This window comes from Frigoribacterium sp. CFBP 8766 (genome assembly GCF_014841435.1).
GTDB lineage: Bacteria > Actinomycetota > Actinomycetes > Actinomycetales > Microbacteriaceae > Frigoribacterium.
Window position 1 is genome coordinate 1115143 of sequence record NZ_JACYTX010000002.1, and the last position, 24539, is coordinate 1139681.

General features: G+C 72.5%; 26 protein-coding genes and 1 tRNA gene. 9 read left to right on the forward strand and 18 right to left on the reverse strand.

What is annotated here, in order from left to right:
• The first annotated feature begins 51 nt into the window (after nt 1-51).
• The gene (locus IFT90_RS10920) at nt 52-732 is read left to right on the forward strand and encodes an ABC transporter ATP-binding protein (RefSeq protein ID WP_192042372.1); all 681 of its coding nucleotides are present in this window, start codon (nt 52-54) and stop codon (nt 730-732) included.
• A 72-nt stretch (nt 733-804) separates the two neighbouring features.
• On the opposite strand, the gene IFT90_RS10925 is transcribed toward IFT90_RS10920, so the two are convergent.
• From IFT90_RS10925 to IFT90_RS10960, 8 genes are all read right to left on the reverse strand, one after another.
• Nucleotides 805-1770 carry a PD40 domain-containing protein gene (locus tag IFT90_RS10925; protein WP_192042155.1) on the reverse strand — a complete coding sequence of 322 codons (966 nt, stop codon included), beginning with the start codon at nt 1768-1770 and terminating at the stop codon, nt 805-807.
• A gap of 29 nt (nt 1771-1799) precedes the next feature.
• Nucleotides 1800-2813 carry a sugar phosphate isomerase/epimerase gene (locus IFT90_RS10930; protein WP_192042156.1) on the reverse strand — a complete coding sequence of 338 codons (1014 nt, stop codon included), beginning with the start codon at nt 2811-2813 and terminating at the stop codon, nt 1800-1802.
• Nucleotides 2814-2881: 68 nt separating this feature from the next.
• A complete protein-coding gene (locus IFT90_RS10935) occupies nt 2882-4030 on the reverse strand; it encodes a Gfo/Idh/MocA family protein (protein ID WP_371812266.1) in 1149 nt (382 codons plus the stop codon).
• Between the two features lie 33 nt (nt 4031-4063).
• Nucleotides 4064-4903 (reverse strand): carbohydrate ABC transporter permease, encoded by an 840-nt coding sequence (locus tag IFT90_RS10940; protein ID WP_146899186.1) that lies wholly within the window; start codon nt 4901-4903, stop codon nt 4064-4066.
• Nucleotides 4896-5894 carry a carbohydrate ABC transporter permease gene (locus IFT90_RS10945; RefSeq protein WP_192042157.1) on the reverse strand — a complete coding sequence of 333 codons (999 nt, stop codon included), beginning with the start codon at nt 5892-5894 and terminating at the stop codon, nt 4896-4898. Before IFT90_RS10945 ends, IFT90_RS10940 begins: the two co-directional genes overlap by 8 nt.
• A gap of 89 nt (nt 5895-5983) precedes the next feature.
• The gene (locus IFT90_RS10950) at nt 5984-7312 is read right to left on the reverse strand and encodes a sugar ABC transporter substrate-binding protein (protein WP_192042158.1); all 1329 of its coding nucleotides are present in this window, start codon (nt 7310-7312) and stop codon (nt 5984-5986) included.
• 195 nt (nt 7313-7507) lie between these two features.
• Nucleotides 7508-8656, reverse strand: coding sequence for a Gfo/Idh/MocA family protein (locus tag IFT90_RS10955; protein ID WP_192042159.1), 1149 nt, complete (start codon nt 8654-8656; stop codon nt 7508-7510).
• On the reverse strand, nt 8653-9390 hold the full coding sequence (locus IFT90_RS10960; RefSeq protein WP_192042160.1) for a TIM barrel protein: 738 nt from the start codon (nt 9388-9390) through the stop codon (nt 8653-8655). The genes IFT90_RS10955 and IFT90_RS10960 overlap by 4 nt, the downstream gene beginning before the upstream one ends.
• Nucleotides 9391-9565: 175 nt before the next feature.
• On the opposite strand from IFT90_RS10960, the gene IFT90_RS10965 reads away from it, so the two are divergent.
• Both IFT90_RS10965 and IFT90_RS10970 read left to right on the forward strand, forming a co-directional pair.
• Nucleotides 9566-10756 carry an ROK family transcriptional regulator gene (locus tag IFT90_RS10965; RefSeq protein ID WP_192042161.1) on the forward strand — a complete coding sequence of 397 codons (1191 nt, stop codon included), beginning with the start codon at nt 9566-9568 and terminating at the stop codon, nt 10754-10756.
• Between the two features lie 112 nt (nt 10757-10868).
• Nucleotides 10869-11582 (forward strand): YqaJ viral recombinase family protein, encoded by a 714-nt coding sequence (locus IFT90_RS10970; protein ID WP_223269320.1) that lies wholly within the window; start codon nt 10869-10871, stop codon nt 11580-11582.
• Here the strand turns inward: IFT90_RS10970 and IFT90_RS10975 are convergent.
• Nucleotides 11564-12274 (reverse strand): Pr6Pr family membrane protein, encoded by a 711-nt coding sequence (locus IFT90_RS10975; protein ID WP_192042162.1) that lies wholly within the window; start codon nt 12272-12274, stop codon nt 11564-11566. The two genes, IFT90_RS10970 and IFT90_RS10975, sit on opposite strands and share 19 nt — an antisense overlap.
• Nucleotides 12275-12396: 122 nt before the next feature.
• Here IFT90_RS10975 and IFT90_RS10980 point away from each other — a divergent pair, with 122 nt between their 5' ends.
• A complete protein-coding gene (locus IFT90_RS10980) occupies nt 12397-13362 on the forward strand; it encodes an NADP-dependent oxidoreductase (RefSeq protein ID WP_244638388.1) in 966 nt (321 codons plus the stop codon).
• A gap of 34 nt (nt 13363-13396) precedes the next feature.
• Here the strand turns inward: IFT90_RS10980 and IFT90_RS10985 are convergent, their stop codons facing one another.
• The 6 genes from IFT90_RS10985 to IFT90_RS11010 form a co-directional block, all read right to left on the reverse strand.
• Entirely contained in the window at nt 13397-13957 is a 561-nt protein-coding gene (locus tag IFT90_RS10985) for an N-acetyltransferase family protein (RefSeq protein ID WP_371740930.1), read from the reverse strand.
• Nucleotides 13958-14200: 243 nt separating this feature from the next.
• Complete coding sequence (gene rplA, locus IFT90_RS10990; RefSeq protein WP_123546697.1) at nt 14201-14890, reverse strand: 50S ribosomal protein L1; 690 nt, start codon at nt 14888-14890, stop codon at nt 14201-14203.
• A gap of 99 nt (nt 14891-14989) precedes the next feature.
• A complete protein-coding gene (gene rplK / locus IFT90_RS10995) occupies nt 14990-15421 on the reverse strand; it encodes a 50S ribosomal protein L11 (protein ID WP_123546698.1) in 432 nt (143 codons plus the stop codon).
• Nucleotides 15422-15535: 114 nt separating this feature from the next.
• Entirely contained in the window at nt 15536-16645 is a 1110-nt protein-coding gene (gene nusG / locus IFT90_RS11000; RefSeq protein ID WP_192042163.1) for a transcription termination/antitermination protein NusG, read from the reverse strand.
• 130 nt (nt 16646-16775) lie between these two features.
• Nucleotides 16776-17057: a preprotein translocase subunit SecE gene (gene secE / locus IFT90_RS11005; RefSeq protein ID WP_123546700.1), complete on the reverse strand. Its 282-nt coding sequence runs from the start codon at nt 17055-17057 to the stop codon at nt 16776-16778.
• 100 nt (nt 17058-17157) lie between these two features.
• Nucleotides 17158-17230: transfer RNA gene (locus IFT90_RS11010), tRNA-Trp, on the reverse strand.
• Nucleotides 17231-17413: 183 nt separating this feature from the next.
• Between IFT90_RS11010 and IFT90_RS11015 the strand changes: the two genes are divergently transcribed.
• From IFT90_RS11015 to IFT90_RS11035, 5 genes are all read left to right on the forward strand, one after another.
• On the forward strand, nt 17414-18616 hold the full coding sequence (locus IFT90_RS11015) for a pyridoxal phosphate-dependent aminotransferase (protein WP_192042164.1): 1203 nt from the start codon (nt 17414-17416) through the stop codon (nt 18614-18616).
• 151 nt (nt 18617-18767) lie between these two features.
• Nucleotides 18768-19619 (forward strand): ABC transporter ATP-binding protein, encoded by an 852-nt coding sequence (locus IFT90_RS11020; protein ID WP_192042165.1) that lies wholly within the window; start codon nt 18768-18770, stop codon nt 19617-19619.
• Between the two features lie 89 nt (nt 19620-19708).
• Nucleotides 19709-20512, forward strand: coding sequence for an ABC transporter permease (locus IFT90_RS11025; protein ID WP_371740964.1), 804 nt, complete (start codon nt 19709-19711; stop codon nt 20510-20512).
• A 32-nt stretch (nt 20513-20544) separates the two neighbouring features.
• A complete protein-coding gene (locus tag IFT90_RS11030; protein WP_192042167.1) occupies nt 20545-21837 on the forward strand; it encodes a sensor histidine kinase in 1293 nt (430 codons plus the stop codon).
• Nucleotides 21838-21872: 35 nt separating this feature from the next.
• On the forward strand, nt 21873-22559 hold the full coding sequence (locus tag IFT90_RS11035; protein ID WP_244638531.1) for a response regulator transcription factor: 687 nt from the start codon (nt 21873-21875) through the stop codon (nt 22557-22559).
• Between the two features lie 7 nt (nt 22560-22566).
• On the opposite strand, the gene IFT90_RS11040 is transcribed toward IFT90_RS11035, so the two are convergent.
• From IFT90_RS11040 to IFT90_RS11050, 3 genes are read right to left on the reverse strand one after another with little or no spacing between them, the layout of a single operon-like run.
• Complete coding sequence (locus IFT90_RS11040) at nt 22567-23658, reverse strand: UDP-N-acetylmuramate dehydrogenase (protein WP_371740931.1); 1092 nt, start codon at nt 23656-23658, stop codon at nt 22567-22569.
• A complete protein-coding gene (locus tag IFT90_RS11045; protein ID WP_192042169.1) occupies nt 23655-24086 on the reverse strand; it encodes a MaoC/PaaZ C-terminal domain-containing protein in 432 nt (143 codons plus the stop codon). The genes IFT90_RS11040 and IFT90_RS11045 overlap by 4 nt, the downstream gene beginning before the upstream one ends.
• On the reverse strand, nt 24083-24532 hold the full coding sequence (locus tag IFT90_RS11050; RefSeq protein ID WP_133737874.1) for a MaoC family dehydratase N-terminal domain-containing protein: 450 nt from the start codon (nt 24530-24532) through the stop codon (nt 24083-24085). The genes IFT90_RS11045 and IFT90_RS11050 overlap by 4 nt, the downstream gene beginning before the upstream one ends.
• Nucleotides 24533-24539 lie beyond the last annotated feature (7 nt).

Here is a 24539-nt window from a genome sequence, read left to right on the forward strand (position 1 = left end):
GCACCCGCCGGACTCACCGACCCGACCAGCGCCTCCGGAGGCACCACGCCCATGTACACGCTCACCGCCGTCACCAAGACCTACTCGCAGGGGAAGAAGACCGTCACCGCCCTCGACGGGATCGACCTCGAGATCCCCGCCGGCCAGATGGTCGCGATCCAGGGCCCGACCGGAGGCGGCAAGTCGACCCTGCTGCAGATGCTCGGGGCGCTCGACCGGCCGACGAGCGGCACGGTGCGGCTCGGCGACTCCGACCTCTCGGCGGCGGGCGACCGGGCGCTGGCCGCGGTGCGGGCCCGCGACGTCGGCTTCGTGTTCCAGGGCTTCAACCTGATCCCGACGCTGACGGCGGCGGAGAACGTCCAGACGGCGTTCGCGGACGACTCGGTACCGCGCCCCGAGCGGCGGACGAGGGCGAAGGAGGCGCTGGCCTCGGTCGGGCTCGCGGAGCGGGCCGACCACCTGCCGGGCGAGCTCAGCGGCGGTCAGCAGCAGAGGGTCGCCATCGCGCGCGCCCTGGTCACGGAGCCGACCGTGCTGCTGGCGGACGAGCCGACGGGATCGCTCGACGAGGCCACCCGGGACGAGATCATGGACCTGCTCGAGGGCGTCTGGCGCGACCGCGGGCTGACCCTCGTGATCGTCACGCACGACTCGGCCGTGGCCCGGCGCGCCGAGCGGCGCCTGCGCATCGCGGGCGGGAAGGTCGCCGAGCTGCTGCCGACGGCCTGACGTCCGAGCGCGAGGGCGGGACCCAGCTCGGCGCCGGGTCCCGCCCTCGGCGGCTCCCGTCGTGGGTGCTGCTCAGCTGCGCGGGTAGTCCACGCAGGCGAAGCGAGTCGAGTCGGGTGCCCAGCACGGCACGTTGATCGTGCCCTGGCCGCCGAGCAGCCGCAGCACCTCGTGCGGCTGCTCCCCCGGCGTCGGCAGCCCGTCGGTGCCGAGCGGCAGGGTGCGGAGCACGACGTCGCGGTCCTCGGGGTGGCCGAGGGTGCCCGTCGGGTAGCCGAGCCAGAGCAGGGCCGACCCGTCGGGCGAGACGTGCGGGAACCAGTTCACGAGCTCGTCGTCGGTCACCTGCACGAGCTCGCCGCCGTCCGGCCGGGCGCGGAACAGCTGCGCGTGTCCCGCCACGCCGCCCGACGCCCGCTCCGAGTTGAACCAGACGTGCCGACCGTCCGGCGAGAACTCCGCACCGTCGTCGGGGTGGCCGTCCGCGGTGACGGAGGTCGGGGCGCCGTCGGCCACCGAGACCAGCACGACGTTCGTCTGCCAGCCGGCCCGCGCCTCCTCGTCGTCGGGATCGGCCACTGCCTCGGGCAGGGCGCCGACGATCACGCTGAGCGTCGCGCCGTCGGGCGAGACGCCGTGCAGGTAGTTCTTGTGGTTTCGGCCGGCAGGGTGCTCGCGCGTGACGCGGCGTGCCTCGCCGCCGGGCGCGACACCGTCCCACGGGACCTCGTACAGGTGGCCGTCGCGCGAGCTGACGAACACGCTGCCCTGGTCGGGGGCGATCACGTGGTCGTTGTTGATCTCGGGCACGTCGCCCAGCGGGACCGGCTCGAGCGCCGTCTCGTCGACGCCGCGTGCGTCGGCGGGCACGCGCCAGAGCAGCCCGTCGGCGTTGACGACCAGCCAGCGGCCGTCGGGGCTCCAGTTGGGCGCCTCGACGAGCACGGTCGTGCTCTCGAGGGCGACCTCGACGTCGCCGGTCGCGGGGTCGACGACGAGCACGCGGCTCGACTGTCCGGGCTGGAGGGTGCGGGGCACGGGGTTCTCCCTGTTCGTGGGCGGAGCGGCTACTGGTTCGAGAAGGCCGCGTCGAAGGAGGCGGTCGACCGGGGCCAGAGCAGCGAGCGCACGTGGGCCAGCGCCTCGGGCGCCCCGTGCAGCCGGTCCATGCCGGCGTCCTCCCACTCGATCGAGATCGGCCCGGCGTAGCCGACGGCGTCGAGGGTGCGGAACGCCGACTCCCAGTCGACGTCGCCGTGCCCGGTCGAGACGAAGTCCCAGCCGCGACGGGGGTCGCCCCAGGGCAGGTGCGAGCCGAGCACGCCGGCGCGGCCGCTGCTCGGCCGGACGCGCGTGTCCTTGCAGTCGACGTGGTAGATCCGGTCGGCGAAGTCGACGATGAACCCGATCGTGTCGACGCCCTGCCAGAGCATGTGCGACGGGTCCCAGTTGAAGCCGAAGGCCTCGCGGTGCTCGATCGCGTCGAGGGCGCGGACGCTCGTCCAGTGGTCGTAGGCGATCTCGGAGGGGTGCACCTCGTGGGCGAACCGCACGCCCTCGCCGTCGAAGACGTCGAGGATGGGGTTCCAGCGGGCGGCGAAGTCCTCGTAGCCGGCGTCGATGACGCTCTCGGGCACGGGCGGGAACATCGCGACGTACGGCCAGATCGACGAGCCGGTGAACCCGACGACCGTGTCGACGCCCATCCGCCGGGCGACCCTGGCCGCCCGCTTCATGTCCTCGGCCGCACGCTGTCGGACGCCCTCGGGCTCGCCGTCGCCCCACGTGCTCGGCCGCACGATCGCCTGGTGCCGGAAGTCGATCGGGTCGTCGCAGACGGCCTGCCCCGTGAGGTGGTTCGAGATGGCCCAGACGCCGAGGCCGTGCCGCTCGAGCACGTCGAGCCGGCCGCGGAGGTAGGCGTCGTCCTCGTCCGCGCGCTCGAGGTCGAGGTGGTCGCCCGACGCGGCGATCTCGAGGCCGTCGTAGCCCCAGCCCGCGGCGAGCGCCGCCACCTCCTCGAACGGCAGGTCGGCCCACTGGCCGGTGAACAGCGTGACGGGGTGCGAGCTCTCGCCCATGTCGGCCTCTCTCGTCGTCGGTGCGTCGGCACCCGGCGCAGCTCCATCCTGGTCCACGGGGCGGTGGTTCACGAGGGCACGTCCACCCAGCGCCGCTCGGCGGCGGCGAGCAGGACGCTCTCGGTGACGACGACGGCGCGGCGGCCGTCCTCGAAGGTCGGCAGCCCCTCCGGCCGTCCGCCGCGCACGGCGTCGTGCACGTCGCGGACGAACGAGGCGAAGGCGTCGTGGTAGCCCATCGGGTGCCCGGCCGGGAGCGTGGAGAGGCGGGCCGCGTCCGGCACCAGCCGGGCCGCGTCGCGCGACACGACCTCGGACGCGGCGCGGCGCCCGATCCAGAGCCGGTCGGGCTCCTCCTGCGAGAACTCCAGGCTCTCCGCCGTGCCGGCGACGTCGACGAGGAGGCGGTTCTTCCGCCCCGGCGCCACCTGCGACACGAAGAGGGTGCCGATCACCCCGCGCGCCGTCTCGAAGACGACCGCCGCCTCGTCCTCGGTGTCGACGGGGCGGCCGCCGCGCTCGGCGTGGGCCCGGTCGAGGACGGCCGAGAGGGCGGCGACGCGGTCGCCGAGGACGAACTCGACCAGGTCGACGAGGTGGCTGCCGATGTCGGCGAAGGCGCGCGAGGGGCCTCCCGCGGCCGAGTCGACGCGCCAGTCGACGTCGTCGCGGTCGAGCAACCAGTCCTGCAGGTAGCTGCCCCGGACGCTGAGCACGCGTCCCGTGACGCCCGAGGCCACCCGGGCCCGCGCCTCCCGCACCATCGGGTGGTACCGGTAGACGAACGGGACGGCGGCGGTCCTGCCTGCCACCAGGGCTGCTCGCACGAGCTCGTCGGCCTCGGCCGTCGAGGTGGCCAGCGGCTTCTCGCAGACCACGTGCTTGCCGGCCGCCAGGGCGGCGAGGGCGAGCCCCGCGTGCAGGGCGTTCGGTGTGCAGAGGTGGACGACGTCGACGCCGGGGTCGTCGAGCAGGTCCTGCACGCTGTCGTGGGCGGTCGGGACACCCAGGGCGGCGGCCGCGAAGGAGGCGCTGGCCGGGCTCGAGGACGCGACGGCGACCACCTGCGCGCCGGCCGCCCGGGCCGCCGCCGTGTGCACCCGCCCCATGAACCCGCCGCCCACCACGCCGACCCGGAGGGGCGCGACCGAGGCCTCGGCCCTCCGGGTCGGGGCGACGTCCGCGAGGCGAGGCGCCGCCTCCCCCACGTCGGTCACCGCTCCGCCCCCGTCAGGCCAGGCCGGTCGGCGTCACTTGACGGCACCGGAGGACAGACCGGTGATGAGGTGCTTCTGCACGAGCATGAAGCCGATCAGCACGGGCAGCGAGACGACGACCGAGGCCGCCATCAGCTGGTTCCAGTAGACGTCCTGCTGCGAGGCGTACGCCCGCAGGCCGATCGACAGGGTCCGGGTGTCCTTGCTCGTGAGCACGGAGGCGAAGAGCACCTCGCCCCAGGCGGTGATGAAGGCGTAGACCGCGACGGCGATGATGCCGGGCTTCGCGACGGGGATGATCACGCGGAACAGGGCGCCGAGGCGACCCGTGCCGTCGATCATCGACGCCTCCTCGAGCTCCTTCGGGATGGAGGCGAAGTAGCCCGTCAGCATCCAGATCGAGAACGGCAGGCTGAACGTCATGTAGGTGATGATCAGGCCCAGGTAGCTGCCGGTCAGCTGCACCCCGACCGTGCGCTGGATCTGCACGAAGATCAGGAACAGCGGCAGGAGGAACAGGATGCCGGGGAACATCTGCGTCGACAGCACCACGAGGCTGAAGCTGCGCTGGCCCTTGAAGCGCAGGCGAGCCAGCGCGTAGGCGGCCAGCACGGCCATCGCCACCGACAGGATCGTCGCCGAGATGGTGACGATCAGGCTGTTCTTGAAGTACGACGCCAGGGGCACCGTCTGCCAGATCTGTACGTAGGGCTCGAGGGTGACGCGCGAGGGGATCCAGGTGAAGAGGCCCTGCACGTCGGCCAGCGGCTTGATCGAGGTCGTGAGCACCACGTAGAGCGGGACGATCACGACCAGCGACAGGAACGCCAGCCCGAAGAAGCGGAAGATCTTGAAGCCGCGGGTCTCAATCATTGTCGTTCTGCCCCTTCGGGAGGACCATCCGGATGTAGAACGCCGACGCGATCAGCAGCACGACCAGGAGCATGACGCTCATGGCACCGCCGAGGCCGAAGTTCCAGTTGTTGAAGCTCTGTTGGTAGATCAGCGGCGAGATGAGCGTCGCCTGCTCGGGCGAGGCCGGACCGAAGAGCACGTAGGGCACGTTGAACTGGTTGAAGATCCAGAGGCTCATGATGAGCAGCAGCACGGCATTGGCTGGCTTGACCATCGGCAGCGTGATGTTCGTGAACTGCTTCCAGAGGCTGGCGCCGTCGAGGCTGGCGGCCTCGTAGACGTCGCCCGGGATGTTCTGCAGTGCCGCGAGCAGCATCAGGAACGCGAAGGGCCAGAACTGCCACGCGGTCACGATGACGATCGCCCAGAACGAGTTCCCGCCGAGGAGCCAGAAGGGCCGGTCCTGCAGGATCCCGAGGTCGTCGACCAGGAACCGGTTGATGGCCCCGTCGCGCTGGTTGAACATGAAGGCCCAGGCGATGGTGCCGACGTACGAGGGCAGCGCGTAGGGCACGAGGAACAGCGTGCGGAGCAGGCCGCGCCCCTTGAACGAGCTGGTCAGCAGCACGGCGCCGAGCATGCCCATGCTCCACGCGATCGCGACGACGATCACGGTGAAGAGCAGGGTGCGGCCGAGGGCCCCGTAGAGCTGGCCGGCGATCGGCGAGCTGGGGTCGAGGGCCGTGACGAAGTTCTGCAGGCCGACGAAGGGCGCGTTGACCCAGTTGGCGATGCTGAGCTGGTTCAGGGTGATGAACGCGATCCAGATGCCGAGCACCATGGGGACGATGTGGACGAGGAGCTCGGCCAGGGCCGCGGGGGCGACCAAGAAGTAGGCGAGCGGCGAACGGTGCTTCTTGCGCTTCGCGGGCTCGATCGGAGCCAGCTGGTGCGGATCGGGAGCCGATTCTTTCTCGGCGGTGGCGGGGGGCAGAACGTTGACGGTCATGACGGTCCTCTCGGGCGGGGCAGGGGGGCCCGTCCGGCCGGCAGCGCTGACGCTGCCGACCGGACGGGTCCCCGCACGGTGGGACGGGGCTACTGACCCGTGGTCATCTGGCTGTTCGCGTCCTCGAGGGCCGACTTGACGTCGGCCTCGCTGACGGAGCCGCCCTGGGCCGCGGTGGCGAGGAGGTCCTTGATCGCGGTGCCGACCAGGGTCTCCATCTGCCCCTCGGAGGGGTAGAGGGGCATGGGCTGGGCGTGGTCCGCGAGGATCGTCTGCTTCAGCTTGATGACGTCCGTCTGGAACGCCGGGTCGTCGTACGCGGTGGTGACCACGGGCAGCGAGCCGAACGACTCGTTGAGGTACTTCTGCTCGTCGTCGCTCGTGAGGTGCTTGACGAAGTCGATCGCCGCCTCCTTGTTGCCCGAGTTCTCGAAGACGCTGACGTTGATGCCGGCGACGTGGCTCTGGGTGCCCTCGAGGCCGGTGGCGTCGGCGGTCTCCATCGGCACGGGGGCCGCGGCGTAGTCCGTGAAGTTCCGCGACTTCAGGTTGTCGCCGGGAGCCTGGTCGAAGAACATCGCGGCCTGGCCCTCGGCGAAGGTGGCGGCCATGTCGGAGCCGTTGACGCTCTCGGCGTCGGACGGCGAGACGACCTTGTCGACGGCCATCAGGTCGACCCATTCCTTGACGCCGGTCACGACGCCGTCGTTGCCGAAGTCGGGGTTGCCGTCGTCGTCGTAGAGCGAGCCGCCGTTCTGCAGGCCGCGGACGAACGCCTGGTGGGCGTTGTTCGTGATGCTCGAGCCGGCCATCGTGACGCCCCACTGGTCGATCTGGCCGTCCCCGTCGGTGTCGATTGTCAGCTTCTTGGCGTCCTCGACGAACTCGTCCCACGTGGCGGGAGGCGTGGTGATGCCCGCCGCCTCGAACATGGCGGTGTTGTAGTACAGCGAGTACGACAGGCCGTAGATCGGCACGGAGGTCGGGGCCTGGCCCTCGGCGCCGCCGGTGGCGAAGCTCGACTGGACGAAGCGGTCCTGGCCGCCGATCTCGTCGAGGGCCTCGCCTTCCCAGGGCACGAACGCGCCGCTCGACTGGAGCGACACCGCCCAGGTGTTGCCGATGTTGAGCACGTCGGGGCCCTCGCCGCTCGAGACGGCGGTGAGGATGCGGTTGTAGAGGTCGGACCACGGGATGACCTCGAGGTCGACCTTCACCCCGGTCTCCTCGGTGTACCGGTCGATCGACTCCTGCAGGATCTCGGCGTCGCGCTCGACCGTGGGGGCCTGGTTGCTGGCCCAGTAGGTGATCGTGTCGCTGTCGCCGCTGCCGCCGGAGGCGGAGCAGGCGGTCATCGACCCTGCCGCGACGACGCCGACGGCGAGGGCGGCGACCCAGCGGAACTTCTTCGTGTTCATGTCTTCTCCTGGTTTCTCATCTTCGAGAGGTCTCTTCATCGAGCGGGGGAAGTGCTGTGTGGCGGTGGTGCGGTGGTGCTGAGCTGCTTCGGTGCAGTGCTGCGGTGGTGCTGTGGTGCTGTGGGAGGGAAAGTGGAGGGGGACGGTGTCCCGGTGGCGGGCCGGCCTCGTCGTCGAGGCCGGCCCGCCGACGGATCAGCCCAGGGTCGGGACCGACGGGTCCCAGTCCTCGGGCAGCTCGGGCGTGGGCTCGAGCGACGACTCGACGACGACGCCCTCGCCGCGCTCGGCCGACTCGGCCAGCGAGACCATGACGTCGAGCACGTGGAACGCCAGCTCGCCGGGGACGCGCTCGCGACGGCCCTCGCGGATCGCCTGGGCGAGCTCGGCCACGCCGGTGCCGCGGGTGAACGTCGAGCCGGAGGCGGGCACGACGGTCGGCTCCTCGCCGCCGGTGTGCACGACGGTGTCGCCCTCGAACTCGTTCGGGTCGGGGAACACGGCCGTGCCCTCGGTGCCCGCGATCTCGACGAACCCGGCACGGGCCAGCTTCGAGTCGAAGCTGAAGACGGCCTGCGCGCTCGCGCCGTCCTCGAACTGCAGCAGGGCGCTGATGTGCGTGGGCACCTCGACGGGGAACTCGGTGCCCGCCTTCGGGCCGGAACCGATGACGCGCGTCTCGCGGGCCTTCGAGGAGGTGGCGGTCACCTTCGCGACCGGGCCGAAGACCTGCACGAGGGTCGTGAGGTAGTACGGGCCGACGTCGAACATGGGGCCGGCACCGTAGGCGAACAGGAACTCGGGGCTCGGGTGCCATGACTCGGGGCCGGGCACCTGGAACAGCGCCAGGCCGGTGAGGGGCGTGCCGATGTCGCCGCGGCGGACGACGCGGAGCCCGGTCTGGATGCCCGACCCGAGGAACGTGTCGGGAGCGACGGCGACCCGCACCCCCGCCTCCTTCGCGGCCTGCAGCAGACGGGCGCCGCTCTCGCGGTCGAGGGCGTAGGGCTTCTCGCCCCAGACGTGCTTGCCGGCCGCGACGGCCTTGAGCGCGACCTCGACGTGGGCGGCGGGGATCGTGAGGTTGACGACGATCTCGACGCCGTCGTGGGCGAGCAGCTCGTCGACCGAGCCGCTGCCGGGCACGCCCCACTTCTCGGCCTGGGCCGCGGCGCGGGGCTCGTCGATGTCGGCGACGAAGAGCACCTCGAGGTCGGGGAACTTCGTCAGGTTGCCGAGGTACTGGTCGCTGATCACGCCGGCGCCGATCACGCCGACACCGACGGGACCGGTGCGGGCGTCGCGGGCGGCGACGGTGTCGGCGGTCGTGGCGGTGTCGGTCATGCGCGGACTCCCTGCAGGAACTCGTAGCTGTCGGTCAGGGCGGTGAACACGTCGCCGCGGGTGTCGTCGAGCTCGACGACGGCGAGGGCCTGCGGGGCGGCCCGGAGGATGTCGCGGACGGGCATGACGCCCTTGCCGACAGCGACCTGCTCGGAGTCGTCCTTGCTCTTCGGGCCGTCCTTGACGTGCAGGAACTGCACCTGGTCGCCGAGACGGGCCAGCAGCTCGGCCGCGTCGACGCCGCCGACCTCGACCCAGTAGGTGTCGACCTCGAGCACGACGCCGGCCGGCAGGGCCGCGGCGAAGATCTCGAGGGCGGGGGTGCCGTCGATGACGGACTCGAGCTCGAACTCGTGGTTGTGGTAGCCGACCGAGAGGCCGTGGGCCGCTGCGGCGTCGGAGATCGCGACGAACTCGGCGGCGATCGCCTCGACGTCCTCGCGGGTGACCCAGCGCGTCTCGTCGATGTGCGGGTCGATGACGGTGCCGACGCCGAGCCGGACGGCCGCGGCGAAGATCGGCTCGAGGTCCTGGCCGACGAGCTTGGCGTGGGCGCTCGGCGCGGTGAGGCCGGCGGCGGGCAGCGCCTCGGCGTACTCCTCGACGCGCTCGACGAAGCCCCACGGCTCGACCTGCGTGTAGCCGATGTCGGCGAGGCGCTGGAGGGTGCCGGGCAGGTCGGCCGCGATGGCGTCCCTGACCGTGTAGAGCTGGACCGAGATCGGTGATGTCACCAGGGGGACTCCTCTTCGAGTGGGGCGAGTACGGCGTCGCTGCCCCTCGTGGGGAGTCGATCACCGCTGATCGAGACCGACCATAGGACCACTTCTGTCGGAGCGCAAGCAAAAGTCGTCATCGATCGGCGCCCTTGTCTCGGCAGTCGCCTCGCCCTGTGCTTTACTGCTCACCATGTCCGACACGACGCGGTCGTCCGCGCTCGGCAGCACCGGCGCCAGCGAGCTCTTCCAGCTGCTGCGCGACGGTCGCCCGCGCACCCGTGCCGAGCTCGCCGCGATGACCGGCCTCGCCCGGTCGACCGTCGGGCTGCGGCTCGACGCCCTCGTCGAGCTCGGGCTCGTCGGGCCCTTCGCCGACGCCGTCTCGACGGGCGGTCGCCCGCCCTCCCGCGTCGCCCTCGTGCCGTCGGCCCGGGTCGTGCTCGGGGCCGACTTCGGCGCCGGCCACCTCAACCTCGTGCTCACCGACCTCGTCGGCGAGACCCTCATCGGGCGCCGCTCGCTGCTCGACATCGCCGACGGGCCCGAGCGCGTGCTCACGACGATGGTCGCCGAGGCCGACGCCCTGCTCGCCGAGCTGGGGCGCACCCGCCGCGACCTGATCGGGGTCGGCATCGGGCTCCCCGGCCCCGTGCAGTTCAGCACCGGTCGGCCCGTGAACCCGCCGATCATGCCCGGCTGGGACGGCTTCGACGTGCCCGGCTGGGTGCGCGGGCACCTCGACGTGCCGGTCCTCGTCGACAACGACGTCAACATCATGGCCCTCGGCGAGCGGAGCTTCGCCTGGCCCGGCGTCGACCACTTCCTGTTCGTCAAGGTGGCCACCGGCATCGGCTCCGGCATCATCTCGGGCGGTCGGCTGCAGCGCGGCGCCCAGGGCATCGCGGGCGACATCGGCCACGTGCAGGTGCCGCGCGGCGCCGGCATCGCCTGCCACTGCGGCAACGTCGGCTGCCTCGAGGCCGTCGCCTCCGGCCCGGCGATCGCGGCCGCCCTGCGCCGCGAGGGCCACGACGTCGCCGGCGGCGCCGAGGTGATCGACCTGGTGCGCGCCGGCGACATCGACGCCATCCAGGCCGTCCGCCAGGCCGGACGCGACATCGGCGAGGTGCTCACGGCCTGTGTGAACATGATCAACCCGTCGACGATCGCGATCGGCGGCTCGATGGCCCAGGCCGGCGAGCACCTCATCGCCGGGGTGCGAGAGGTCGTCTACTCGCGCTCGATGCCGCTGGCCACCGAGCACCTCAGCATCGTCCAGTCGCGGTCGGGCGAGAAGGCGGCCGTGATCGGCGCGAGCATGCTCGCGATCCACCACGCCCTCTCCCCCGCGGCCATCGACGAGCTCGCCGCCGCCGTCTGACGCCCGATCGGCGCCGTCCGCGGCTCCGCCTCGCCTCCGTCTCGCCTCCGTGCGGCCGACACGAGGAGGCGCCCTGTCGCGACCTGCCCCGGTCACGAGCGACAATGGAGACATGTCCGTCGTCCAGCCCATGCTCTCGCTCTGGGACGACGACGAGACCCTCGCCGCGCCTCCCCCGGCTCCGCGCCGTCCGGCGCACGAGCTCCGGGTGCTCGCCGACTCGACCGACCGCATCGCGTGGCTGCGGGCCCGCAGCCGGGGCATCACGGCCACCGACGTCGCCCGCCTCTCGAGCCCGCGGGCCGTGCAGGCCGTCGTGCTCGACAAGCTGTACGGCAACGGCTTCGGCGGCAACGCCTACACCGACCACGGTCGCGCCCGCGAGCCGGAGATCGCCCGCTGGGTGCTGTCCGAGCACCGCATCGCGCCGAGCTCGAAGCTGTTCCACGCCCACGAGCAGCAGCGCCACCTCGCCACGCCGGACGGCGTGGCCGTGCGCGACGACGGCACCGTCGAGCTCTGCGAGATCAAGACGACGAAGAAGGCCTGGACGAGCATCCCGCGCTCGTACCTGCGGCAGGTGTTCTGGCAGCAGTACGTGCTCGGGGCCGAGCGCACCCTGGTCGTGTGGGAGCAGCACCTGGACTTCGTCCCCGTCGACTCCGTGCCGCAGTGCCGGTGGGTCGACCGCGACGACGACGAGATCCACCGCCTCGTGGGCCTCGCCGACACCGTGCTCGACACGCTGGCCCGCCAGGCTCCCGTCGACCCGTTCGCCCCCGGCGTCCGGGCCTACGAGCCGCCGCCCTACGACCCGCTGCGCTGAGCCTCGCCGCGGTCTGACCTGCCGCGCACTGCCCCATCGTGGTCAGTGCTGCCGTGGTCGACCCCGAGGACCCGCACCCGGCTCAGCCCGATCACGACCGCGCTCAGCCCGGCGATGACCACGGCGATGACGAGGCACCAGACCGCGACCCCGCCCGCGCCGAGGCGCTCCACGTCGAGGAACGGGTAAGGCACGAACGACTGCCCGCGCAGCAGCACCACGACGAGCCAGACCAGCGGGTAGACCAGGAACACCGGGAGCCGCCGGCAGGCGATGCGCCCCCGGTCGCCCACCAGCACCCAGTCCAGCAGCGCGAACAGCGGGATCCACTTGTGCAGGACGTCGTTCGACCACTGCACGTTGAACGAGTTGTCGAGGGCGACGTTCGTCAGCAGCACGTTGTAGACGATGCCGGTCGTGACCATGTAGGTCGCCGCAGCGCCGCGCAGCACGACGCTCCACTCGGGCGCGGCCTGGCGGCGCAGCAGCAACACTGCCCCGACGACGAACGCCACCGCCGCGATCAGGTTCGACTGGATCGTGAAGTAGCCGAAGAAGTTGGCGAACTGGTACACGGGGCTCTCGACGCTGCGCACCCACTGGCCGACGACCGCCGCGACCACGGCCAGGGCCGCGAGCAGGCGGAGCGCGGCGGGCACGAGGGCGGGCACGGTGGTGGTCGAGGGTCTCATCCCGTCACCGTAGCGAGGTTTCGCCAGACGGTGACACCCGCGAAACACGACCGACTCATCTGCTGTCGACACTGGGGAGACGGACGCCCCTGTCGGGCGCCGCGGACGGACAGGGGAGCCCGATGACGCACACGACGATGCGTGCCATGGTGATCGAGAAGACCGGCGGGCCCGAGGAGCTGATCGCCGCGGACGTGCCGTGGCCGTGCCGCGTCGGCTCGGACGTGCTGGTCAAGGTGCACGCCGCGGGCGTGAACCGGGTCGACGCCGAGGCCCGCGCCGGACGTGCCGACAGCGGCGGCGTCCGCGCCTGGCCCGCGGTGCTCGGCCACGACTTCAGCGGCGTCGTTGTCGAGGCCCCCTACGCCGCCCACCCGCTCCGCCCGGGCGACGAGGTCTTCGGCATGGCCGCGTTCCCGCACACGAGCGGGACGTACGCCGAGTACATCAGCGTGCCCGCCACCTCCCTCGCCCGGAAGCCCGCGACTCTCTCGCACGTCGAGGCCGCCGGCGTCCCGCTCGCCGCCCTCACCGCCTGGGGCATGGTCGTCGAGGTCGCCAAGGCGCACGAGGGCCAGCGCGTGCTCGTCCAGGCCGGCGCAGGAGGCGTCGGGCACTTCGCCGTCCAGCTCGCGTCGTACTTCGGCGCGCACGTCGTCGCCACCGGGTCGCAGCGCAACAGCGGCTGGCTGCGCGACCTGGGCGCGGACGAGGTCGTCGACTACGGCTCGGCGGAGCTGGCCCGCAGCGTGCGCGACGTCGACGTCGTCATCGGGCTGGTCGACGACGACGACGTCGCCGAGCAGTCGCTGGCCGTGCTGCGGCCGGGCGGCCTCGCGGTCCACGCCCCGCTCCGCTCGTGGCGCGCCTTCGCCGAGAAGGCCGAGGCGAGGGGCATCCGCTCGACGGGGTTCGCCGTCTGCCCCGACGCGTCGACGCTCGCGGTCCTCTCGCGCCTGATCGACTCGGGCGACCTCCGCGTGCACGTCGACGACATCTACGACCTCGCCGACGCCGCCGACGCGCACAGCAGGCTCGAGCAGAGCCACACGCGCGGCAAGCTCGTGCTGAGGGTGGCCGACGAGTGACGTCGCGGCGTGGGTGTCTGGTCCGGCTCGCGGGCTAGAGCGCGCGCACGAGGACGAAGTCGTCGTGCGTCTCCGTGCCCACGGTGAACTGCTTCGTGCCGGCCCGCTCGAAGCCGTGCTTGGCGTAGAAGGCCTGGGCGCGGGCGTTCTGCTGGTTGACGCCCAGCCAGATCGAGGAGGCGCCGGTCGCCGTGGCCGTCGCCAGCGCGGCCTCCATGAGCACCCGCGCCGCGCCCTGCCCGTGGGCGTCGGGCGCCACGTACAACTTGCTCAGCTCGACGGCCGGTCGCGCCTCGACCACGGCGGCCACGTCGGCGTCGGCGGGATCGCCGGTGACGAGCATCGCGTAGCCGAGCAACGGGGCACCGAGCAGCGGGGTGCCCGGGGCGGCCGCGTCGTCCTCCAGGGCGAGCACGTGCCGTGTCGGGTCGGCGAGGTACTCGTCGAAGCGCTGCTCGCTCAGCACCGTCGTGACGAAGCGGGCCATGTCGGCCAGGGCCGTTCCGGGCGGGCACGCCAGGGGGAACGTGAGGGCCGCCACGGAGGCGAGGGCCGGGGCGTCGGAGGCGGTGGCGGGGCGGGCGGTGACGGTCACGCCTCCATGGTGCCGCACCCGCCCCTCCTCGTGCTCGTCGTGCGCGCCGGGCGCGGCTGACCCCCAGCGACACCCGCGGAACCCGCGCGGACCCTCGCGCGCGCCGGCGGGTGCACGCGGGAACGACGGGTGCGGGCGCCGGGGACGACGAAGGCCGCCCCGCTCGAGAGCGGGACGGCCTGTCGTGACGATCAGGTGATCGAGGTGCGCTGCCTGGGCAGATGCTGCCGGTGCAGCGGCGGCCTAGAAGACGTTGATGTCGAGGGGGATGCCGGGACCGAAGGTCGTCGACAGCGTGCCCTTGGTGATGTAGCGGCCCTTGGAGGAGGACGGCTTCAGACGGACGACCTCGTCGAGGGCGGCGTCGAGGTTGGTGTTCAGCTGCTCTTCCGAGAAGCCGGCCTTGCCGATGACGAAGTGCACGTTGGCGTGCTTGTCGACACGGAACTCGATCTTTCCGCCCTTGATGTCGTTGACGGCCTGCGCGACGTTGGGGGTCACGGTGCCCGTCTTGGGGTTGGGCATGAGGCCGCGGGGTCCGAGGACCTTTCCGAGGCGGCCGACCTTGCCCATGAGCTCGGGCGTCGAGACGGCCGAGTCGAACGACGTGTAGCCGCCCGCGACCTTCTCGATGAGCTCGTCGCCGCCGACCTCGTCCGCACCGGCGGCGATGGCGGCCTCGGCCGCGGCGCCCGTGGCGAAGACGATGACGCGGGCGGTCTTGCCCGTGCCGTGCGGGAGGATGACGGTGCCGCGCACCATCTGGTCCGCCTTGCGGGGGTCGACGCCGAGCTTCAGCGCGACCTCGACGGTGGAGTCGAACTTCTTGGAGCCGGTCTCACGAGCGACGGCGACGGCCTCGCTGGTGCTGTAGAACTTGCCGGCCTCGATCTTCTCGGCGGCGGCGCGGTACGCCTTGGACTTCTGAGCCATGTTGGACCTCTTCGTACTGGGGACGTGGTAGCGAGCCTGGCCGGCTCTCCCACTGGTGTCTGGTGCGTGCAGGCGGGTCGCCTGCACGAGGGGGTGTGGCTAGGCGTCGACCGTGATGCCCATGGAGCGGGCGGTGCCGGCGATGATCTTCGCCGCGGCGTCGATGTCGTTGGCGTTCAGGTCGGCCTGCTTGGTGGTGGCGATCTCACGGACCTGGTCCATGGTGAGCTTGCCGACCTTGTCGGTGTGCGGGGTCGACGAGCCCTTGGCGACGCCGGCGGCCTTCTTGATGAGCTCCGCGGCGGGCGGGGTCTTGAGCACGAACGTGAACGAGCGGTCCTCGTAGACGGTGATCTCGACGGGGACGACGTTGCCGCGCTGCGACTCGGTCGCGGCGTTGTACGCCTTGCAGAACTCCATGATGTTCACGCCGTGCTGACCCAGGGCCGGGCCGATGGGCGGGGCCGGGTTCGCGGCGCCGGCGTTGATCTGAAGCTTGATCAGACCCGTGACCTTCTTTTTCGGTGCCATGTTCTTTTCCTTCTCGTGGGGTTCGAGCTGGCCGCGGTCGCGGGCCGCTCTCCCGGTGGTCCGCGGTGCGGACTCCGGTGATCTAGGGGAGCTGTGGGGCTGAAGTCCTGGGGACTAGAGCTTGGTGACCTGGTCGAAGCTGAGCTCGACGGGAGTCTCGCGCTCGAACAGGGAGACCAGCACCGTGAGCTTGCCGCTCTCGGGCTTGATCTCGTTGATCGTACCGGGAAGACCGGCGAACGAGCCCTCCTTGATGGTGATCGTCTCGCCGATCTCGAAGTCGACCTCGGCGGGGATGACCCGCTGGGCCTGCTTGCCGCCCTTGGCCGAGCCCTTGGCGGCGGGTGCCGCCTCCTGCACCTGGACGAGGCTCTTCAGCATCTGGAAGGCCTCCTCGAAGCGGAGGGGCGTCGGGTTGTGGGCGTTGCCCACGAAGCCGGTGACGCCGGGGGTGTGGCGGACGACCGACCAGGAGTCTTCGTTGAGGTCCATGCGGACGAGCACGTAGCCGGGGATCCGCACGCGGGTGACCAGCTTGCGCTGCCCGTTCTTGATCTCGACGACGTCCTCCATGGGGACCTCGACCTGGTAGATGTAGTCCTCCATGGTCAGGGAGACCATGCGGTTCTCGATGTTCTGCTTCACGCGACGCTCGAAGCCGGCGTAGCTGTGGATGACGTACCACTTGCCCGGCTTGCCGCGGAGGTCGTAGCGGAACGCCTCGTAGGGGTCGACCTCGGCCTCGTCGTCGTCGGTCGCGACCTCGTCGGCCTGCTCGCTGACGACGTCGAGGTCGACGTCGTCCTGGGCGACCTGCGCGTCGGCGTCCTGCACGGACTGCTCGGCCTCGGCGATGACGGCGTTCGCGCCCACGGCGTCGCCCTCGTTCGCCAGTTCTTCCGCCTCGGAGTCGGCCTCGTCGTCGGTCGCCTCGACGGCGGCCTCCGCTTCGGCGGCGTCGTCGATGTCGAGCGCGTCGTCGACGACGGCGTCGGCCTCCGGGTCGCTGGCCTCGGCGAGCGTGTCGAGCAGGCCGTCGAGGTCGTCCGTGTCGGTGGTGCCCTCGTCGCCCTCGTCGACGACGGTGATCGCGGACTCCTCGGCCGAGCCCTGGTCGCCGTCGGAGTCGATGTCGGTGACGTCGCCCTCCTGCGTCTCGGCGACCTCGGAGGACTGCTCGGCGGCGGGGGCGAGATCGATGTCGTCGCGCTCGTTGTCAGGCACTGGATTTCAACTTCCGTTTGAAGAGTGGGGCCGTGTGGAGAGGGAACCGGCGGACCGGGTCGCCCTCGCCGATCCCACGGGGTCGAGGGGCACGGCGCGGACCGGGTGGTCCGTCAGCCGGCGGGCAGCGTCAGCTGCCGGTGGGGCCGTTGCCGAAGACGTAGCCGACGACGAGGCCGAAGAGGGAGTCGAGGCCGGTGACCAGCGCCATCATGATGACGACGAAGACCAGCACGACGCCGGTGTAGCTCAGCAGCTCTTTGCGGGTCGGGGTGACGACCTTCTTGAGCTCGGCGATCACCTGGCGGATGAACAGGGCGATGCGGGCGAACGGGCTGCGACGCGCTGCGCTGTCCGACTTCGCCTTGTCGACGACGTCCTCACTGGGGACGTCGAGGTCTTTTCTCGCCACTGTCGTACTACCTTCCGAGGGTCGACCCGAGGGCCTGGTCCGTGATCCGGGCCGCCCCGCTGGTCTCTGGTGGACCAGTCGGGGCGACCCGGCCGGGCTGCAGGGCGGACAGGACTCGAACCTGCAACCTGCGGTTTTGGAGACCGCTGCTCTACCAATTGAGCCACCGCCCTATGGGGCCGGAGCCCCCGGGCCGGACTGCGACTCGTGCTCGCCCTGAGGCGCGCGCCGACTCCGCGGTGTCCGACCGCCTCGCCAAGTGTAGGCGAGGGCCTGCGGTGTTGCAAAGCCGGGGCGCGCCGGGCAGGGCCGTGCCGCCCTGTCGGGGCCGCAGGCCGCCGGATAGGCTGGCCGTCGTGACCCAGCCGACACGCCGCCTCTCGTCCCGCATCGCCTCCATCGCCGAGTCGGCCACCCTCAAGGTGGACGCCAAGGCCAAGTCGCTCCTGGCCGAGGGCCGGCCGATCATCAGCTACGGCCCGGGCGAGCCCGACTTCCCCACGCCCGGCCACATCGTCGAGGCGGCGGTCGCGGCGGCCCGCGACCCGCGCAACCACCGCTACTCCGCCGGCGCGGGCCTGCCCGAGCTGCGCGAGGCGATCGCCGAGAAGACCCTGCGCGACAGCGGCACCACGGTGCGGCCGACGCAGGTCGTCGTGACCAACGGCGGCAAGCAGGCGGTCTACCAGGCGTTCCAGGCGCTGCTCGACGAGGGCGACGAGGTCCTCCTGCCCGCGCCGTACTGGACGACGTACCCCGAGGCGATCTCGCTGGCGGGCGGCGTCTCGGTCGAGGTCTTCGCCGGCGCCGATCAGGGCTACAAGGTCACCGTCGAGCAGCTCGAGGCCGCTCGCACCCCCCGCACGAAGGTGCTGCTGTTCTGCTCGCCCTCCAACCCGACGGGCGCCGTCTACTCCCCCGCCGAGGTCGAGGCCATCGGCCGCTGGGCGCTCGAGACCGGCACCTGGGTGATCAGCGACGAGATCTACCAGAGCCTCGTCTACGACGGCGTGCGCGCCGTCTCGATCACCGAGGCCGTGCCCGAGCTCGCCGAGCAGACGATCCTCGTCAACGGCGTCGCCAAGACCTACGCGATGACCGGCTGGCGCGTGGGCTGGATGGTGGGCCCGGCCGACGTGATCGCCGGCGCCTCCAACCTGCAGTCGCACCTCACGTCGAACGTGTCGAACGTCTCGCAGCGCGCCGCCCTGGCCGCCCTCACCGGCCCGCAGGACGAGGTCGAGTCGATGCGCCGCGCCTTCGACGTCCGCCGCCGCCGCATCGTGGCCGAGCTGAACGCCATCGACGGCGTCGTCGCCCCGACCCCCGAGGGCGCGTTCTACGTCTACCCCGACGTGAGCGGCCTGCTGGGTCGCGACTGGGGCGGGGTCACGCCCACCACCTCCCTCGAGCTCGCCGACCTGGTCCTCGACCAGGCCGACGTCGCGACGGTGCCCGGCGAGGCCTTCGGGCCGAGCGGCTACCTGCGCCTGTCGTACGCCCTCGGCGACGACCAGCTGCTCGAGGGCGTGCAGCGCCTCCAGCGCCTCTTCTCGTAGGAGGCGCGGGTCCGGTCGGCCGGACCGGCTCGCCGAGCGGGCCCCCGGCACCGTCCGCCGAGGCGGCCCACCGGCTGCATCCACCGGTCGGGGGATGCGGGTAGCCCGGTCCGGGGTGCCGTGCCCGCGCCTCCTGCCCGAGGCTCGGAGCATGACCTCACAGCCCGTCGTGCGCGTGCGCGACCTCACCAAGACCTACGGGCGCGCCACCGCTCTGCACGGCGTCTCGTTCGACCTCCGGGCCGGCGAGACGCTCGGCCTGCTCGGGCCGAACGGCGCCGGCAAGTCGACGACGATCGAGATCCTCGAGGGGCACCGCGACCGCACCGGCGGCGAGGCCCTCGTGCTCGGCACCGACCCCCGCGACGGCGGGCTCGACTGGAAGGCGCGCATCGGCATCGTCCTGCAGACCTCCGCCGAGCAGGGCACCTCGACCGTGCGGGAGCAGGTCGCCCACATGGCCGCCCTGTACCCACGGTCGCGCGACGTCGACGAGGTGGTCGCGGCGGTGGGGCTCGAGGCGCAGGCGGGCACCCGCGTGCGGGCGCTCTCGGGCGGTCAGCGCCGCCGGGTCGACGTCGCCCTCGGCATCGTCGGCGACCCCGAGCTGCTGTTCCTCGACGAGCCGACGACGGGCTTCGACCCGGAGGCGCGGCGTCGGTTCTGGGAGCTGATCCGGTCGCTCTCCGACGACGGCACGAGCATCCTGCTCACCACCCACTACCTCGACGAAGCCGCCCAGCTGAGCGACCGGGTCGCGGTCATCACGGAGGGTCGCGTCGTCGCCGAGGGACGCCCCGACGAGATCGGCAGCGTCGCGGCCCGGACCCCGCTGGTGCGGTGGTCGGACGCGGGAGGCCGACACGAGGAGAGGACGGCCGACCCGGGCGGACTCGTCGCGCGCCTGCACGGCGCGGGAGCAGATCTGCGCGACCTCGAGGTCGTGCGCCCGTCGCTCGAGGACGTCTACCTCGAGCTCGTCGCCGAGGCGGCGGCGTCGTGACCGGGGCTCCGCGGACCGTGACCACGACGCGCTCGTCCCGTGGTCCCTCGGACCGGACCGGCGCCTCCTCGACGGCCGGCCTCCGCCGCGTGCTCGCCCTCGCCGGCGTCCAGGTGCGCCACGAGGTGCGGACCTACTTCCGCGCCGGCGACACGGTGTTCTTCACGTTCCTCTTCCCCGTCGTGATGCTCGCGATCTTCTCGACGGCCTTCAGCGCGTCCGGCTCGTACGGGGTGCGGCCGGACGGGTCGGCCGTCGACGCCGCCGCCTACTACCTGCCCGGGATGATCGCCGCGGGCGTCCTGCTCTCGGGGGTCCAGGCCCTCGGCATCGACATCGCCGTCGAGCGCTCGGACGGCACCCTGAAGCGGCTCGCGGGCACGCCCCTGCCCGTCGCCTCGTGGTTCGTCGGGAAGCTGGGGCAGGTGGTCGTGACGAACCTGCTGCAGGTGGCGCTCCTCCTCGTCGTCGCCCGGGTGCTGTTCCGGGTGCCGCTGCCGACCGAGGCGTCGTCGTGGGCGACGTTCGCGTGGGTGTGGCTGCTCGGCCTCGCCGGGTCGGCGCTGATCGGGATCGCCCTGTCGCGGGTCCCCCGCACCGGACGCAGCGCGTCCGCCGTCATCGTGCCGATCACGCTCGTGCTGCAGTTCGTGTCGGGCGTCTACCTGCCGTTCGCCCAGCTGCCGACGTGGCTGCAGCAGGTCGCGTCGGCGTTCCCGCTGAAGTGGCTCGCCCAGGGCATGCGGAGCGTGTTCCTGCCCGAGTCGTCGGCGGTCGCCGAGGTCAGCGGCACCTGGGACCTGCCGGGCATCGCCCTCTGGCTGGCCGTCTGGCTCGTCGCCGGTGCGGTCGCTGCCCGGCTGACGTTCCGCTGGGGCCGGAAGGACGCCTGACCGCGACTGCGCGGGACGGTACGGTGACGGACATGACCGCCACGGCAGCCGAGGGCGCCCGCACCGCGAGCCGCGGCGCGGGCGCACGCCCGGGCACGAGCCGCGTCGCGGTGCGCTGGTGGGACGTCGGGGCCGGGGCGACGGCCGTCGTGCTCGTCGTGCTCGCGCTCGCCTCCGAGACCGGCGGCGACGGCGGCAGCGCCGTGGGGAGCGCCGTCGGCAGCCGCCCGCTCGCCCTCGCCGCGACCGGGCTGTTCGTCCTCACCTGGCTGCTGCTCGCCCGGCCGGTCGTGCGGAGGGACGACGACCAGGTCGGCCGGGCGGAGGTCGCGGTCGTCGCGGCGGTCGTGGTCGTCGGCGGGCTCGCCGTCGCGGGCGCCCCGCAGCTGGCCGTGCTGCAGGCGTTCCTCATGCCCCTGCTGTGGACCGCGCTCCCGACGCCCCGCTCGGCGATCGTCGCCAACGTCCTGCTCTGCCTCTCGATCTCGGCGGGCTTCGTCGTGAGCCTCGGCTGGTCGCCCGACACGCTCGCGACCGCCGCCACGAGCGAGGGGCTCTCGCTGCTGTTCAGCATCGCCCTCGGCCTGTGGATCACGTCGATCGCGCACACCGGCGCCGAGCGGGGCCGGCTGCTCGACGAGCTGCGCGCCGCCCAGGACGAGCTGGCCACCCGGCACCGCGAGGCCGGCACCGTGGCCGAGCGCGAGCGCCTCGCCCGCGAGATCCACGACACGGTCGCGCAGAGCCTCACCGGGCTCGTCATGCTCAGCCAGCAGGCACGGTCGTCGGTCGCCGCCGGCGACGCGGCCGCCGGCCTCGCCCAGCTCGACCTGATCGAGTCGTCGGCCCGGGACGCGCTGACCGACGCCCGCACCCTCGTCGCGGCCACCGCCTCCTCGGGACTCGACAGCGGCGACCTCGCCGACGCCCTGCGCCGACTCGCCGGGCGGTTCTCGCGCGAGAGCGGCGTCGCCGTGACCGTCGACGTCGAGCCCGGGCTCACGCTGCCGCGCGACCACCAGGTCGTGGTGATCCGGGCGGCGCAGGAGGCGCTGGCCAACGTCCGCAAGCACAGCGGGTCGCGCTCGGCGCACGTCGCGCTCGTCCGCGGGGTCGGCGTCGCCGAGGGCTCGGGCGCCGTCGGCGACGTCGTCCTCTCGGTGCGGGACGAAGGGCGCGGGTTCGACCCGGCCGCCGCCCGCCACGGCTTCGGTCTCGACGGGCTCGACGAGCGGCTGCGGCTGGCCGGCGGGCGGCTCGAGGTCGTCAGCGGTGCGGCCGGGACGACCGTGACCGCGCACCTGCCCGGCGGGGAGCCGTCGTGAGCGTCCGCACCCTGGTCGTCGACGACCACCCGATCATGCGGCAGGGGCTCACCGCGATGCTCACGGCCACGCCCGACTTCGAGGTCGTCGGGCAGGCCTGCGACGGCGTCGAGGCCGTGGAGCTCGCCGCCGAGCTGCGGCCGGACCTCGTGCTGATGGACCTGCGCATGCCGCGGCTCGACGGCGTCGCCGCGACGGAGGCGGTGCTCCGCGACGTGCCGACCGCCCGCGTCGTCGTGCTGACCACCTACGAGTCGGACGACGCCATCCTCGGCGCCGTCGAGGCGGGCGCCAGCGGGTACCTGCTCAAGGCGGCGCCCGAGGAGGAGCTGCTCGCGGGGCTCCGCTCGGTCGTCGCCGGGCAGGTCGCGCTCGCGCCGTCGATGGCCGCGCTGCTCGTGGGGCGCGCTCGTCGGGCGGCGACGCAGGCCGACGGGGCCGGGACTGCGGGCACGGGTGGCACGGCTGGTGCAGCTGGTGCTTCCGGCGCGGACGGCTCCGAGGGCTCGTCACCGACGCCGCTGAGCCCCCGCGAGACCCAGGTGCTCGTCCTGGTCGCCGAGGGCTGCTCGAACCGCGAGGTCGGCCTGCGCCTCTTCGTCGGCGAGGCCACCGTGAAGACCCACCTGCAGCACGTCTTCGAGAAGCTCGGCGTGGGCGACCGCACCCGCGCGGTCACCCTCGCGATGGAACGCGGCTGGCTGCCCTCCGCACGGGCCTGACGTCAGGTCAGAGGTCGAGGCCGAGCAGCACCGGCTCGGGGCGGAGCAGGACGCCGAACTCGGCCAGCACCCGCTGCTGCACGAAGCGGGCGAGCTCGACCACGTCGCCGGCGGAGGCGCTGCCCCGGTTGGTCAGGGCCAGCGTGTGCTTCGTCGAGATCGCGGCTCCCGAGCCCGGCAGGCGGAAGCCGCGCGCGACGCCCGCGTGCTCGATCAGCCAGGCGGCGCTGAGCTTGACGGCCCCGCTCGTCGGCGGAGGCGGCGGTGCCGGAGCCTCGCCGAGCGGCACGACCTGGTCTTCGGGCTCGGGGTCGATCGGCCAGCGCGGGGCGTCCGAGGGCAGCTCCGAGGCCGTCTGGCGAGACACCACGGGGTTGGTGAAGAACGAGCCGCTCGACCACGTGTCGCGGTCGTCGGCGTCGAGCACCATGCCCTTGGAGGCGCGGAGGGCGAGCACGCTCGACCGCACGTCGGCGACCGAGACCCGGGCCCCGAGGTCGACGCCGAGGGCCCCGGCGAGCTGCGGGTAAGCGACCTGCTCGCTCGCGCCTCCCCCGTCGCGGAGCGCGAACTCGACCGCCGTCACGACGCCCGCCCGGCCCTGCTTGAACACGCTCGTGCGGTAGCCGAGGCCGAGGTTGGCCGCGGGCACGCGGACGAACTCGCCCGTGTCGGCGTCGAGGAAGTCGACCGAGACGACCGTCGACGACACCTCTTGCCCGTAGGCGCCGATGTTCTGGATCGGGGAGGCGCCCGTCGACCCCGGGATGCCGCTCAGCGCCTCGAGGCCGGACCAGCCCTCGTCGACCGTGCGGGCCACGAGGTCATCCCAGGGCTCGCCCGCGGCGACCCGGAGGCGGACCCAGCCGTCGACGTCGTCCAGCCGCTCGACGCCGCGCGTGCGCACGTGGACGACGGTGCCGTCGAACGGCTCGTCGGAGGCGACCGTGTTCGAGCCGCCGCCGAGGACGAACCAGGGCTCGTCGTCGGCCCAGACCGCACGGACGGCGTCGATCAGCTCGTCCGTGCCGTCGGCCGTGACGAACCTCGTGGGCTCGCCTCCGACGCGCATCGTCGTCAGCTCGGAGAAGGAGCTCACGCCAGGGTCACCACGACCTGGGCCTTGCCCAGCACGGTCTTCTCGTCGACCGTCACGGTGAGGTCGACCCGTGCCGTCCCGGCCTCGTCGTCGACCGCGGCGACCTTCGCGATGACGGACAGCTCGGCGCCGTCGGCCGGGTGCACGACCACCGGACGCGTGAAGCGCACCTGGTAGTCGGAGACCCAGCCGATCACGCCGGCGTCGTCGCCCGACCCGTCGAGCCACTCGACGACGGGCTGCACCGCGGTGCCCATGGTCAGCATGCCGTGGGCGAGCACGCCCGGCAGGCCGACGGACTCGGCGACGTCGTCGCGGTAGTGGATCGGGTTGAAGTCGCCGGAGGCGCCCGCGTAGCGGACGAGCGAGTCCCGCGTCAGCGGGTAGGACTTGTGGGCCACGACCTGGCCGACCTCGAGGGCGCTCACGCGTCGTCCCCCCGCACCACGAGGGTGGACACCGCGGTGACGACGTGCGCCCCGGCCTGGTCGACCATGTCGGAGGAGGCGGTCACCATGGAGTTGCCGCCGAGGGACTTCACGCTGGTCACCGTGAGCGTGGCCGTGAGCTCGTCGCCCGCCACCACGGGGCGGCTGTAGCGGAAGCGCTGCTCGCCGTGCACCACCCGGGAGAAGTCGATGCCCGCGTCGGGCTCGGCGAGGAGCTGCGCGAGGGTCGCCTCCTGCACCACGACGGGGAAGGTCGGCGGGGCGACGACGTCGGCGTGGCCGGCGGCGCGCGCGGCCTCGGGGTCGAGCGACAGGGCGCTGGTCGAGCCGGTGGCACGGGCGAACTCGCGCACCTTCTCCCGGCCGACGAGGTAGGCGGGGGCCGGCGGGAGGACCCGCCCTTGCAGATCGGGGTTCACAGGCACGGCGTCG

Bases quoted from the DNA above. Each gene is read 5' to 3' on its own strand.
- IFT90_RS10965 (WP_192042161.1), top strand. From the start codon at position 9,566: ATGTCCGACACGACGCGGTCGTCCGCGCTCGGCAGCACCGGCGCCAGC.
- IFT90_RS10945 (WP_192042157.1), bottom strand. From the start codon at position 5,894: ATGACCGTCAACGTTCTGCCCCCCGCCACCGCCGAGAAAGAATCGGCT.
- IFT90_RS10920 (WP_192042372.1), top strand. From the start codon at position 52: ATGTACACGCTCACCGCCGTCACCAAGACCTACTCGCAGGGGAAGAAG.
- IFT90_RS11035 (WP_244638531.1), top strand. From the start codon at position 21,873: ATGCGGCAGGGGCTCACCGCGATGCTCACGGCCACGCCCGACTTCGAG.
- rplK (WP_123546698.1), bottom strand. From the start codon at position 15,421: ATGGCACCGAAAAAGAAGGTCACGGGTCTGATCAAGCTTCAGATCAAC.
- IFT90_RS10970 (WP_223269320.1), top strand. From the start codon at position 10,869: ATGTCCGTCGTCCAGCCCATGCTCTCGCTCTGGGACGACGACGAGACC.
- IFT90_RS10980 (WP_244638388.1), top strand. From the start codon at position 12,397: ATGACGCACACGACGATGCGTGCCATGGTGATCGAGAAGACCGGCGGG.
- IFT90_RS10940 (WP_146899186.1), bottom strand. From the start codon at position 4,903: ATGATTGAGACCCGCGGCTTCAAGATCTTCCGCTTCTTCGGGCTGGCG.
- IFT90_RS10975 (WP_192042162.1), bottom strand. From the start codon at position 12,274: ATGAGACCCTCGACCACCACCGTGCCCGCCCTCGTGCCCGCCGCGCTC.
- rplA (WP_123546697.1), bottom strand. From the start codon at position 14,890: ATGGCTCAGAAGTCCAAGGCGTACCGCGCCGCCGCCGAGAAGATCGAG.
- IFT90_RS11030 (WP_192042167.1), top strand. From the start codon at position 20,545: ATGACCGCCACGGCAGCCGAGGGCGCCCGCACCGCGAGCCGCGGCGCG.
- IFT90_RS10930 (WP_192042156.1), bottom strand. From the start codon at position 2,813: ATGGGCGAGAGCTCGCACCCCGTCACGCTGTTCACCGGCCAGTGGGCC.
- IFT90_RS10950 (WP_192042158.1), bottom strand. From the start codon at position 7,312: ATGAACACGAAGAAGTTCCGCTGGGTCGCCGCCCTCGCCGTCGGCGTC.
- IFT90_RS10955 (WP_192042159.1), bottom strand. From the start codon at position 8,656: ATGACCGACACCGCCACGACCGCCGACACCGTCGCCGCCCGCGACGCC.
- IFT90_RS11020 (WP_192042165.1), top strand. From the start codon at position 18,768: ATGACCTCACAGCCCGTCGTGCGCGTGCGCGACCTCACCAAGACCTAC.